This is a genomic window from Chryseobacterium sp. KLBC 52 (genome assembly GCF_003347605.1).
GTDB lineage: Bacteria > Bacteroidota > Bacteroidia > Flavobacteriales > Weeksellaceae > Chryseobacterium.
Window position 1 is genome coordinate 38570 of record NZ_QDFZ01000013.1, and the last position, 11817, is coordinate 50386.

Annotated in this window: 12 protein-coding genes; all 12 read left to right on the top strand. The window is 37.2% G+C overall.

Going from position 1 to position 11817, the window contains the following annotated elements; all coding sequences use genetic code 11:
* Window positions 1-21 precede the first annotated feature (21 nt).
* The gene (locus tag DDF69_RS14530) at window positions 22-1308 is read left to right on the top strand and encodes an adenylosuccinate synthase (protein WP_062676417.1); all 1287 of its coding nucleotides are present in this window, start codon (window positions 22-24) and stop codon (window positions 1306-1308) included.
* 209 nt (window positions 1309-1517) lie between these two features.
* Window positions 1518-1805, top strand: a complete 288-nt coding sequence (locus DDF69_RS14535; RefSeq protein WP_162800939.1) for a hypothetical protein — start codon at window positions 1518-1520, stop codon at window positions 1803-1805.
* 241 nt (window positions 1806-2046) lie between these two features.
* The gene (locus tag DDF69_RS14540; RefSeq protein ID WP_114821409.1) at window positions 2047-2889 is read left to right on the top strand and encodes an energy transducer TonB; all 843 of its coding nucleotides are present in this window, start codon (window positions 2047-2049) and stop codon (window positions 2887-2889) included.
* A gap of 164 nt (window positions 2890-3053) precedes the next feature.
* Window positions 3054-3827 carry a ParA family protein gene (locus tag DDF69_RS14545; RefSeq protein ID WP_002981269.1) on the top strand — a complete coding sequence of 258 codons (774 nt, stop codon included), beginning with the start codon at window positions 3054-3056 and terminating at the stop codon, window positions 3825-3827.
* A 69-nt stretch (window positions 3828-3896) separates the two neighbouring features.
* Window positions 3897-4787 (top strand): ParB/RepB/Spo0J family partition protein, encoded by an 891-nt coding sequence (locus DDF69_RS14550; RefSeq protein ID WP_034697457.1) that lies wholly within the window; start codon window positions 3897-3899, stop codon window positions 4785-4787.
* The gene (locus DDF69_RS14555; protein WP_114821410.1) at window positions 4788-5426 is read left to right on the top strand and encodes a DUF5683 domain-containing protein; all 639 of its coding nucleotides are present in this window, start codon (window positions 4788-4790) and stop codon (window positions 5424-5426) included.
* A gap of 61 nt (window positions 5427-5487) precedes the next feature.
* A complete protein-coding gene (gene dapB / locus DDF69_RS14560; protein WP_114821411.1) occupies window positions 5488-6189 on the top strand; it encodes a 4-hydroxy-tetrahydrodipicolinate reductase in 702 nt (233 codons plus the stop codon).
* A 134-nt stretch (window positions 6190-6323) separates the two neighbouring features.
* The gene (lepB, locus tag DDF69_RS14565) at window positions 6324-7970 is read left to right on the top strand and encodes a signal peptidase I (protein WP_114821412.1); all 1647 of its coding nucleotides are present in this window, start codon (window positions 6324-6326) and stop codon (window positions 7968-7970) included.
* A gap of 59 nt (window positions 7971-8029) precedes the next feature.
* Window positions 8030-8653, top strand: coding sequence for a WbqC family protein (locus tag DDF69_RS14570; RefSeq protein ID WP_185144353.1), 624 nt, complete (start codon window positions 8030-8032; stop codon window positions 8651-8653).
* Between the two features lie 85 nt (window positions 8654-8738).
* Window positions 8739-10421, top strand: a complete 1683-nt coding sequence (locus DDF69_RS14575; protein WP_114821493.1) for a S8 family serine peptidase — start codon at window positions 8739-8741, stop codon at window positions 10419-10421.
* 124 nt (window positions 10422-10545) lie between these two features.
* Window positions 10546-11037, top strand: coding sequence for a lipocalin family protein (locus DDF69_RS14580; RefSeq protein ID WP_047433063.1), 492 nt, complete (start codon window positions 10546-10548; stop codon window positions 11035-11037).
* Between the two features lie 26 nt (window positions 11038-11063).
* Window positions 11064-11753, top strand: a complete 690-nt coding sequence (locus tag DDF69_RS14585; RefSeq protein WP_114821413.1) for an OmpA family protein — start codon at window positions 11064-11066, stop codon at window positions 11751-11753.
* The last annotated feature ends 64 nt before the right edge of the window (window positions 11754-11817 follow it).

Sequence of the window (11817 nt, forward strand, 5' to 3'; positions counted from 1 at the left end):
ATCTAAAAACAAAAGTAAAATATGTCAACTTATGTAGTTGTAGGTCTTCAGTACGGAGATGAAGGTAAAGGTAAAATCACGGATGTTTTATCAGCAAAATCGGACTATGTAGTGCGTTTCCAGGGTGGAGACAACGCTGGTCACACGGTTTATGTGGGTGATGAGAAATTCGTTCTACACCTTCTTCCTTCAGGAGTTCTTCAATGCAAAGGGAAATGTATCATTGCGAACGGAGTAGTGGTAAACCCTAAGTCTTTCATTAAAGAAGTTGGTCAGATCGAGAGCAAAGGCTTAAGAACAGATCATATCTTTATCAGCAGAAGAGCGCATGTCATCATGCCTTACCACATCCTTTTGGATACTTACCGTGAAGAGGAACACGGAGGAACTCAGATCGGAACTACCAAAAAAGGAATCGGACCTTGTTATGAAGATAAAATTGCAAGAGTCGGGATCAGAATGGTAGACCTTTTAAATCCTGAGATTTTAAGAGATAAAATTGAGAAAAACTTAAAAGTTAAGAATTCTCTTTTTGAAAAATATTACGGAAAGCCAACATTAGACGTTGAGGAAATCTACAACGAATATTTAGCCATCGGAAAGCAGCTTCAGGACAGAATCGTTGATACTGAATTAGAGCTTAACGAGGCGATCAGAGACGGTAAAAACGTTTTATTCGAAGGAGCACAGGCATTAATGCTTGATATCGATTTCGGTACCTATCCATACGTAACTTCATCTTCTCCATCTACAGGAGGGGTGTGTTCAGGAGCTGGTGTTCCACCAACTTCACTTCAGAACCTTATCGGAGTAGCAAAAGCTTACTGTACAAGAGTAGGAAACGGACCTTTCCCTTCTGAATTGGATAATGAGCTGGGTGAAAAAATCAGACAGATTGGTGGTGAATTCGGAGCAACTACAGGTAGACCAAGAAGAACAGGTTGGTTAGACCTTGTTTCTTTAAAGCATGCTTGTATGATCAACGGGATCAACAACCTGGTGATCACTAAGCTTGACGTTCTTACAGGAATTGAGAACCTGAAAGTAGTAACACATTACAAAACTGAAGACGGAAAAATCATAGATTATTTCACTTCTTCAACAGAAAAATTATACAACTACGAACCAATCTATCAGGATTTACCAGGTTGGAGCGAAGATATTACCAAAGCAAGAAGCTATGATGAACTTCCTGATACTGCTCAGAAATACATTGAGTTTATTGAAAAATACTTAGGAATCAATGTATACTTAGTTTCTGTAGGTCCTGAAAGAAGTCAGAACATCATCAGAAAAGAATTATTCTAATATTCTTAAAGATATAAATAACAGAGAGATCATCATGGGATGGTCTCTTTTTTTTGTTTTAAAAATTTACTTTTATCCTTGTCAAGGTTAAAAACCTTGACAAGGATAAAAACCTTGACAAGGATAGGCAGCCCTTTATTCAAGCAATAATCCCGATTTTGAATTTTTGCATACTTTTGCTTTAAGACAAAGTGTACAAAAGAGAAATTATGGAAGAGAATAAAATACCCCAGCGTTTTCTGGATAATATTGTGATCAGTTTGTATCTTACCATTGCTTATGCTGTTTTATTTATAGTATATTTAGGGCTACCATTCCGTCTAAGTTCAAATTTTTTACTAATCCTTTTTATTGTCTGCAGTTTGCTTTTTAGTACGGGCGGAATCTATTTTGCTGCAAAAAGCTTTTTGAAAACAAAGATCAGTTCTATTATTCTGATTGTTATTAATGCACTGGGACTATTAGTACCGCTTACTCTTATTCTACTGCTTTTATAATGTCTTTACTCAGCTTGTAATCTGTGATTTGTGTTTCTTTATTTGTATGAAAAATAGTAGTGTTTTTCTAGATAAACTTTCTATTTGTAAATGTTAAAATTTAAACATTGTCATAAAATTTTCTAATATTATGTTGTTTTGCTAAAATTTTGGCAGATGTTTTGATATTACAATATTGCTTATCGATAAGAGCTAACAAAACTAATAATCACAATTTTTAACAGTTTAAATAGTAGTAGTGATGAAACAACATAACCAAAACCAGGAATTTCGGTTCAACGAAGTCCTGTTTGAGCACCGCAATAAAGACTATGGTGCCTATGTATTAAGAAACGAATCAGATAGAATATTAACCAAAGCGCTTTTTATCGGAGCAAGTTTAATGGCTGCAGTATCCATTACACCGTTTGTAATTTCTGCAATGAAACCTGTGGACGAGCCTGTTGGAACAGTATATGAACTTCCGAGAGTCGTTGAAATTCAGGAGATAGAAAAACCGAAAGATCCGCCGGTACAAATTGTAAAACCAACGCCGCCAGCTCCCGCAGTAAAAACATACGATGAAAGATTGCCAGAGCCTAAAGCAATTGTTACCAATGAAAAACAAGTTGTAGATAAAACGAATGCAGTAGCAAGCACAGAAACATCGGAAGGCAAAGAAGTACCCAATACAACCTATATTCCAATTGTTCCACGTATTATCGGAGGAGATGGGTCACCCGCTGTAAAGGCTGATCCGGTAATGGAAAAGACAGATCCTAAAAAGATTGAAACGGAATTAAGTGTAGAAGCCAATTTTGCAGGAGGAATAGACTCCTTCAGAAATAAAGTAATGAACAGCTTCGACAGTTCAGGATTTGAATCCGAAGATGTTGTAAAGACGACAGTTACCTTTATTGTAGAAATGGACGGAACCATCTCAGGGGTAAAAGCTAACGGAACCAACGCCGATTTTAATAATGAGGCAATGAGAACAATTAAAACAATTTCCAACAGAGGAAAATGGATCCCGGCCAAAAACAAAAAAGGAGAATACGTAAGAAGTTATTTCAAATTTCCTATCTCCATGAAATTTGAGAATTAATACGGAAAAGTAAATTTCAAATAGTTATCCACAAAGAATTTTTTTTGTGGATAATTTTTTTTATTGTTAAATTGCTTATTAACAATATTTTAACTCAATTTTGATTTTCTCCACTCACCGAGAGCAAAGAAAAAAGTGTATTTTTGAAACTTAAAGTTCTAATAATGGCAAAAATCATAGGTATTGCTAATCAAAAAGGAGGTGTTGGTAAAACTACCACCGCTGTAAATTTGGCGGCAGCATTAGGAGTATTGGAAAAAAGAATATTAATCATTGATGCTGACCCTCAGGCGAATGCAACATCCGGTCTGGGTGTTGAGGATGTTCAGTATTCTACCTATAATCTACTGGAGCATAGTGCGGATACAAGAGTTTGTATCAAGAGAACTGCAACTCCAAATCTGGATATTATCCCGTCACACATCGACCTTGTAGCTGCGGAAATTGAATTGGTAGACAAGGAAGACCGTGAGTATATGCTGAAAAAAGCACTGGCAAGCGTAAGAGATGATTATGATTATATTATCATCGACTGTGCACCGAGTTTAGGTCTTATTACCGTGAATGCGCTTACAGCAGCAGACTCTGTAATTATTCCGATCCAGTGTGAGTACTTTGCATTGGAAGGGCTTGGCAAACTTTTGAATACCGTTAAAAATGTGCAGAAAATCCACAATAAAGATCTTGGAATAGAAGGTCTTCTTTTAACGATGTACGACAGCCGATTGAGATTATCCAATCAGGTGGTTGAAGAAGTAAATCTGCATTTCCCTGAAATGGTTTTTGAAACCATCATCAGCAGAAACGTAAGATTGAGTGAAGCACCAAGTTTTGGAGAAAGTATCCTGAACTATGATGCAGAAAGTAAAGGAGCGGTTCAGTATATTCAGTTAGCTGAAGAAGTTCTTTTAAAGAATGAAAACTTAATAAAGAATTAATTTAATAATAAATGGCCAACGAGTGAATGCCAGTCATCACTTTTCAAACATCATTTATCAATTATATCTATGAAGGACAAAAAAAGAGCTATGGGACGCGGCTTGGGCGCCATTTTAAGTGCAGAATCCAAAGCAACGATCAATTCCGCTACTGATGAAGGAGCAGATAAGTTTGTGGGAAATATTGTGGAAGTTGCGCTTGAAGATATCTATCCGAACCCGACGCAGCCGAGAACTTATTTTGATGAAAAAGCATTAAACGAACTTGCACAGTCCATTAAAAACTTAGGCGTAATCCAGCCGATTACCCTGAGAAAAGATGGTGAAAAGTTTGAAATCATTTCCGGGGAAAGACGTTACAGGGCAACTAAAATTGCAGGGTTAACGACTATTCCTGCCTATATCCGTTTAGTCAATGACCAGGAGCTTCTTGAGATGGCTCTTGTTGAAAATATCCAGAGAGAGGATCTTGATGCTATCGAAATAGCATTAACCTATCACAGGCTTTTAGAGGAAATCGGTCTTACTCAGGAAAACCTGAGCCAGAGAATAGGAAAGGACAGAAGTACCATTACCAATTCTATCAGACTATTAAGATTAAATCCGGATATTCAGAATGCCATCAGAAGCGGTGAGATTTCTGCAGGACACGGAAGGGCAATTATCAGTCTTGAAAGTGAAGAAGATCAGCAGGTTTTATTTGATCTTATTATCAAAGAAAAATTAAATGTTCGTCAGGCTGAACAGGCTGCTGCTGCATTGAAGAACCCAAAGTCTCCCGCTGCTAAAAAAGCAAAAGTGGAGCTTTCCAATAACTATAAAAAAGCCCAGAAGACCATCGCAGATATCCTAGACGTAAAAGTGGAAATCAAATCTTCTGGAAATGGTAAAAAAGGTAAAATTGTTCTGGACTTCAAAAATGAAGAAGAGCTGGAATATATTTTATCCCATATTAAATAAATGAAGAAAATATTTTTCACATTTTTCTTGTGTATCGCTGCACTGGCTTACTCACAAGTAAAACCTATCGATACCGTTCGGATGCAGACTCCTCCGAAGGAAGAACCTCGTGTGGTAAAACCAGGCAAAACAGAAGCAAAGATTATAGAAGATCTTGAAAAAGCCAATGGCCCCACGGCAAAAACTTTAAAGCTAAACCCTACCAGAGCGGGATTATACTCCGCCGTATTACCTGGATTAGGACAGTTTTATAACAAAAAATACTGGAAAATTCCGATTGTTTGGGGAGCGGTAGGTGCAGGAGTTGGTATTGCCGTATGGAATGATAATCAATACAAAAAATACCGCGAATATTACGTGGCAAAACTGAATGGTACTCCCAATGAATTTGTAGACAGTCACCCGTGGCTGGACAAAAAAGCTTTGGGGAATGCGCAGGACAGAGCCAAAAGACAAAGGGATTATGCCATTGCTATTACAGGTTTGATCTATATTCTGAATATTGTAGATGCTGTAGTAGATGCCCACCTTTACGAAAGCCGTCATGATCCGGATTTGGTTTTTAAACCATCAGTTATTCAGGATCAGTATGGGTACAGCGCACCAAAAACAGGATTCAGTTTAAGTTACAGATTTTAAAAGACAATACACCTGCAGAAGCTCTGAGGATCGGATGCAGATTAAAAAATAAAAAGATTATATGAAAATAGCATTAGTCGGGTATGGTAAAATGGGTAAGATCATTGATGAGATCGCACAGAAGAGAGGTCATGAAGTAGTTGCCCGCCTGAAGGAAACCCCAACTGCTGAGAATCTTAATAATCCGGATGTTGTGATTGAGTTCTCATTGCCGGAAGTTGCATTTGAAAACATCAAAGCTTGTCTTGAAAATAAAATCCCGGTGATCTGCGGAACAACAGGATGGCTTGATCAAAAAGCTGAAATTGAAAAACTGGCGGTAGATAATGGAACTGCTTTCTTATATGGTTCTAACTTTAGTTTAGGCGTGAATTTATTCTTTGCGCTCAACGAAAAACTGGCGGATCTGATGAAAAATGTTGATGAATATTCCTGTCAGCTGGAAGAAATTCACCACATCCATAAAAAAGATGCTCCAAGTGGAACAGCAATTTCCATTGCAGAAGGAATCATTCAAAATAATCCGAAATTCGATGCCTGGAAGCTGGAAGAAACAGAAGGTAAGCAGCTTGGAATTTTTGCGGTTCGTGAAGATGAAGTTCCGGGAACACACAGCGTATATTATAGAAGTGAAGTAGACGAAATCGAGATCAAGCATACCGCTTTCAACAGAAACGGTTTTGCACTGGGAGCCGTAGTCGCTGCCGAGTGGATTAAAGATAAAAAAGGAAACTTCGCAATGAAAGACGTTTTGGGACTTTAATTTGTAACAAATTCTGTAAATTGCAGACCAATAAGCAGGAAATGATGAATAGTGAATTGTAAACAGCGGATGCTTTTATCATTTATTACTCATCATTTTTATTATTTATATCTTAAGAATAGGCACAAAAATTTATGAATTATTTTTTAACTTATACAGTATATGTCCTCATACTATCCGTATTGATGGGGATTTCATCTTGGAAACTGTTCAAGAAAATGGGGTATAGCCCTTTATTTGCTTTTATCCCTTTCTATAACTATTTCATTATTCTTAAAGAAACAAAACATCCGAAATGGTGGGCAATCCTTTCTTATCTTCCGATAGTAGGGCCAATCATGATGTCTGTTTTCCACCTTTATTTAGTGAAGAAGTTCGGGAAAACACTTTTCAAAGATCAGATTCTTACCGTGATTCTGCCGTTTATTTATATGGCGGTCATCAACTATTCTAAAGATGTAGAGTTAGAAGATGAAAATGCAAACGACCTGTTCCTTACAGACGAAGAGAAAAATGATAAGAAGAAAGATACATTCATTGGTTCCATTACCTTTGCTGTAGTTTTCGCTACCATTATCCACGTTTTTGTAACACAGCCTTTCGGGATTCCTACAGGATCTATGGAAAGAACATTATTGGTAGGTGACTTCCTTTTTGTAAACAAATGGAGCTACGGTTACAGACTTCCAATGCGCCCTGTAGCCATACCTTTCCTTCAGGGAACCATTATGGATACCGGACAGAAAGGAAATCCAAAAGATGATCCTAAATCTTATGTAGATGCAGTAAAGCTTCCTTATACAAGAATTTTACAGTTCAACAAACCACAGAAAAATGATGTGGTAGTTTTCAACTATCCTCAGGATTCCGTACATACTGCTATTGACAGAAAAGATCCTTATGTAAAAAGATGTGTGGCTACAGCAGGAGATACTTTTGAAATGAGAGCCGGAAGACTTTTCGTGAACGGAAAGCCGGAAGTTGTTTTAGGAGATCAGGAAGTACAGCACAGATATATTGTAACGACGGACGCGCAACTGGATATCCCTACTTTATATAAAGCTTATGGATTTTTACCGGTTCAGGAAGTACAGCAGAATAACGGAGGTTTCCTTTATGGATTCCAGGGCTTAACAGATAAAACAGCTAAAGAAATTAAAGAACTTCCTCACGTTATTGATATGAAGGAAGAAGTTTCGCCAAAAGGAGAAGCTGCCGTATATTACAGAGATGAAGCTAAAACTAAAATTGATACCACACAATCCATTTTCCCAATCAACAAACCTTGGAATCAGGATTGGTACGGACCTGTCAGAATTCCTAAAAAGGGAGATGTGGTGGCGATTAATCAGGAGACACTTCCAATGTACCAATGGATTATTTCTGAATATGAACACAACAGTTTAGAAAAGAAAAACGGAAAGATCTTCATTAATGGTAAAGAAGCGAGTCAGTATACCATTCAGCAGGATTATTATATGATGATTGGGGACAACAGAGATGCGTCATTAGATGCAAGATTCTTTGGTTTTGTTCCTGAGGAAAATATTGTTGGAAAACCAATGTTTACATGGATGAGTGTGCAGGGAGTGTTCCCGGATGCGAGCTCAACGTATCAGGCTCCTAAAAAAATCCGTTGGGAAAGAATGTTCAAAGCAACCAATACAGGAGAATCCAATAAAACTTCTTACTGGTGGATTGCTGCGATGATCCTTATTCTGTTCTTCGGATGGGAGTATTTCATGAAATTATTCAGAAAGAAAAAGACTGAAGACAACTAATAGAAAAATTAAACTTAAAATAGAATGAAGTATTTGAAAAAATACTTCATTTTTGTATTATGAATATGACGAATGTATTATTGCCGGCATTTTATATGCCCCCAATCTCATGGTTCTCAGTATTTTTGAATCCTGAGAATGAAATTGTATTTGAACAGTTTGAAAATTTCCCGAAGCAGACGTATAGAAACAGAGCCAACATCTATGGAGCTAACGGAAAATTGTCATTAATAATTCCCATTAACCATAACGGGAAAAGAGAATTTAAAGACGTAGAGATCTCTTATCGTGAAGACTGGAGAACGCTTCATTGGAAATCCATTAAGACCGCATACCAGAGCTCCCCTTATTTCGAATATTATGAAGATAAGTTCAGAAAAATATTTGACCTTAAAGAAAAGTTCCTTCTGGATTTTAACCTTAAAGGGATAGAAGTAATCCAACAGATACTTAAAACAGAAAAGGCACACTCTTTGAATGAAGAATATATCAAAAATCCGGAGAGTAACAGTTTCAGAGAAAAGTTTTCGGCAAAACTTCCTTCGGAATTTCAAATGGAAGAATATTACCAGACGTTTTCTGATAAATTAGGATTTTTGGAAGACCTTTCGGTTCTTGATCTTATTTGTAATAAAGGCCCGGAATCATTGGTGTATATAAAAAATGTAAAACAATTAGGTTAACATACAATCGCTTTTGATGAAATTTTCAGGATAGAAAACATAAGGTGGCGATTGGAATATGTCTTTAAAAATTAAATATCAACATATGAAAAAGGTATTATTAGCTGCAGTTTTTTTTGCAGGTTTTAGTTTGTCCTTTGCACAGGAATCTAAAGCTAAAAGTATTGATCCCAACGAAGATAAAGATCTGATGACATGGTATCATAAAGATTTTGCAACTTCAAAAGTATATGGAGTAAATACAGCAAATGCTTATAAATACTTGGAATCTAAAGGCCTGAAGCCTAAAACCGTAGTGGTGGGAGTGTTAGACAGCGGAGTACAGGTAGATCACCCTGGATTAGTAAAGAATCTTTGGTCAAACCCTAATGAAGTTCCCGGAAATGGTAAAGATGACGATGGAAACGGATATATTGATGATGTACACGGATGGAATTTCATAGGAGGAAAAAACGGTGATATTGATATCGATAACATGGAGGTGACGAGAGTGGTTGCCAAATATAAACCTGTCTTCGAAGGAGATGATTCCACAAAAAATAAAGCCAACCAGGCTAAAATGAAGGAAGAGTTTGAAATGTACATGAAAGCCAAAGATATGTTCAATAAAAAAAGTATCGAGGCAAAACAAAACTTTCAGACTTATTCTATGCTGAACGAGCTGATTCCTAATATGGTAAAACTGCTGGCAGGTAAGCCTGTAACCCCTGAAACTATTGCTGCGATCAAAGCTCCGACAGATCAGAGAGATGCCATTGCGAAGGAATTTTTAGGCCAGATTTCACAAAGCCCGGAATTCAAAGGAAAATCAGCCGCGGAATTTGAAAAAAAGATGAAGGAGGAAATGAAAGAAGCCATCGATCATTTTGCTCCTGCAGCAAAACAATATGACCTTTCATACGATCCGAGAAAAGAAATTGTAGGGGATAACTATGATGACTATTCTGAAAAAATCTATGGAAATAATCACTATGAAGGACCTGATGCAGAACATGGAACCCACGTGGCAGGTATTATTGCCGGACTTCCGCAAGGAAAAGAAGTTCAGTACGGAGTTGCTTCCAAAGTGGCTAAAATCATGTCCGTAAGAACTGTCCCTAATGGTGATGAAAGAGATAAAGACGTTGCCAATGCGATCAGATATGCAGTAGATAACGGAGCGAAAGTATTAAATATGAGCTTTGGAAAACCTGTTTCTCCTGGTAAAAATGTGGTTTGGGATGCTTTCAAATATGCTGAAGATAAAGGAGTACTTTTAGTAAAAGCTGCCGGTAACGAAAATGAAGATGTAGCAGAGCACTTGGCATATCCTACCAACTTTAAAAATGTTACCGACGAAAAACCATTTGTAAGCAATGTTCTTGTAGTAGGAGCAAGTACCAATAAAAACAATGCGCTGAGAGCAGATTTTTCTAATTACAATAAAAAAATGGTGAACGTTTTTGCTCCTGGAGAAGAAATCTATTCTACCGTTCCTAAAAACGAATATAAATACCTTCAGGGTACTTCTATGGCTTCCCCTGTTGTAGCCGGAGGAGCAGCTGTTTTACTGGCTTATATGCCTGATCTGAAACCGTATCAGATCATTGAAGCTCTTGTGAAAAGCAGCAATCCAAGTACAGCAGATGGGTTTGGAGACCAATCTCAGGCTGGTGGAGTTATCGACCTTAAAAAAGCAGCAGAATACGCATATACGAATTTCTACAAAGGGAAACCTTCAGGCACTGCCAAGCCTTCGAAATCCGTAAAAAAGGCTGTTAAAAAATAATTTATCTCCCTCTGTTTAAGGAGAAACCATAAAGAGTCCGAATTTTTTCGGACTTTTTATTTTTTATTTTAAATTTTGGCACGGTTTTTTGTAACTTTATAGTAACAAAATAATAAACAACAAAATGAAAAAGTTACTACTTGCAGGGATGTTGGGAACATCACTTTTTGCAGTTTCGTGTTCCTCTGTTAACAAAGCAGCTACATCTCAAAATCAAAGAGCCGACTTCCTTAAAATGAAAGGAGACTGGCAGATTGTGAGCATAGATTATGATAAAGGTTATAAAATTAAACCTTTTGACGAAGGTGCAGACGCACAGTGCTTCGTAGGAAGTCACTGGAGATTGATTCCTAATAACTGGACAGGAGCGTATACTTTAAACGGTGGTGGAGATTGCCCGGCAATTACACAGCCTATCAAATTTGAAGTAAAAGGCGGTAATACGTTTATGTTTAAAAAAATTGCTTCAGGTACTAAAGCAAAACAAAATACAGCTGGTTACAGCCTTACCATGATCAATCAGAGTACAGATCAGTTTTCACTGGAGCAGGATGTTCCTTTTGAAGGAGGTAATGTAAAAGTAGTTTACAACTTCCAGAGAACAGGAATGAAATAATTTATCAACATAAAAGATCAAAAAAAATGAAATTTACAAAAACATACGTAGGAGCCCTTTTCTTGTCATCAGCATTATTATTGACAAGCTGTGAAGCGGTTCAGAATTCAAATCACCAACAAAGAGGTACAGCAGTAGGTGTTGCTTCAGGAGCAGTACTGGGAGGTATCCTTGGTAACAATGTAGGTAAAGGAGGAAACGGTGCTATCGGAGCTGTATTAGGAGGTATTATCGGTGGTGTTGCAGGTAACGTTATCGGTAACAAAATGGATAAGCAAGCTAAAGATATTAAAGAAACTTTACCAGGTGCTCAGGTAGAAAGAGTAGGAGATGGTATTAAAGTAACCATGAATGAAAGTATTGTTAATTTCGCTTTCGACTCTTCAAACCTTACTTCTGTTGCACAAACCAACCTTGATAAATTAGCTGAAGTATTGGCTAATAATCCAGATACCAATATCAATATCTATGGTCACACAGACAGCAAAGGTTCGGATGAGTACAACCTTAAACTTTCTCAAAGAAGAGCAGACGCTGTGAAAGCCTACTTATCAGGAAAAGGAATTGCATCAAGCAGAATGTTTACAAAAGGTGAAGGTGAAGCAATGCCTGTAGCAAGTAACGATACCGATGAAGGAAGAGCTAAAAACAGAAGAGTAGAGTTTGCTATTACTGCCAATGAAAAAATGATTAATGATGCCAAACAAGGGCAATAGTTAATTTAATATATAAATATTTTCGTAAAAGACCGCCCCGGCGGTTTTTTTTGTATTTTTATGC

Excerpts from the sequence above, each read along its gene's own strand:
- DDF69_RS14550 (WP_034697457.1), top strand. The coding sequence starts at position 3,897 with ATGAAGGACAAAAAAAGAGCTATGGGACGCGGCTTGGGCGCCATTTTA.
- DDF69_RS14530 (WP_062676417.1), top strand. The coding sequence starts at position 22 with ATGTCAACTTATGTAGTTGTAGGTCTTCAGTACGGAGATGAAGGTAAA.
- DDF69_RS14575 (WP_114821493.1), top strand. The coding sequence starts at position 8,739 with ATGAAAAAGGTATTATTAGCTGCAGTTTTTTTTGCAGGTTTTAGTTTG.
- DDF69_RS14535 (WP_162800939.1), top strand. The coding sequence starts at position 1,518 with ATGGAAGAGAATAAAATACCCCAGCGTTTTCTGGATAATATTGTGATC.
- DDF69_RS14555 (WP_114821410.1), top strand. The coding sequence starts at position 4,788 with ATGAAGAAAATATTTTTCACATTTTTCTTGTGTATCGCTGCACTGGCT.
- DDF69_RS14540 (WP_114821409.1), top strand. The coding sequence starts at position 2,047 with ATGAAACAACATAACCAAAACCAGGAATTTCGGTTCAACGAAGTCCTG.
- DDF69_RS14545 (WP_002981269.1), top strand. The coding sequence starts at position 3,054 with ATGGCAAAAATCATAGGTATTGCTAATCAAAAAGGAGGTGTTGGTAAA.
- lepB (WP_114821412.1), top strand. The coding sequence starts at position 6,324 with ATGAATTATTTTTTAACTTATACAGTATATGTCCTCATACTATCCGTA.
- DDF69_RS14570 (WP_185144353.1), top strand. The coding sequence starts at position 8,030 with ATGAATATGACGAATGTATTATTGCCGGCATTTTATATGCCCCCAATC.
- DDF69_RS14580 (WP_047433063.1), top strand. The coding sequence starts at position 10,546 with ATGAAAAAGTTACTACTTGCAGGGATGTTGGGAACATCACTTTTTGCA.
- dapB (WP_114821411.1), top strand. The coding sequence starts at position 5,488 with ATGAAAATAGCATTAGTCGGGTATGGTAAAATGGGTAAGATCATTGAT.
- DDF69_RS14585 (WP_114821413.1), top strand. The coding sequence starts at position 11,064 with ATGAAATTTACAAAAACATACGTAGGAGCCCTTTTCTTGTCATCAGCA.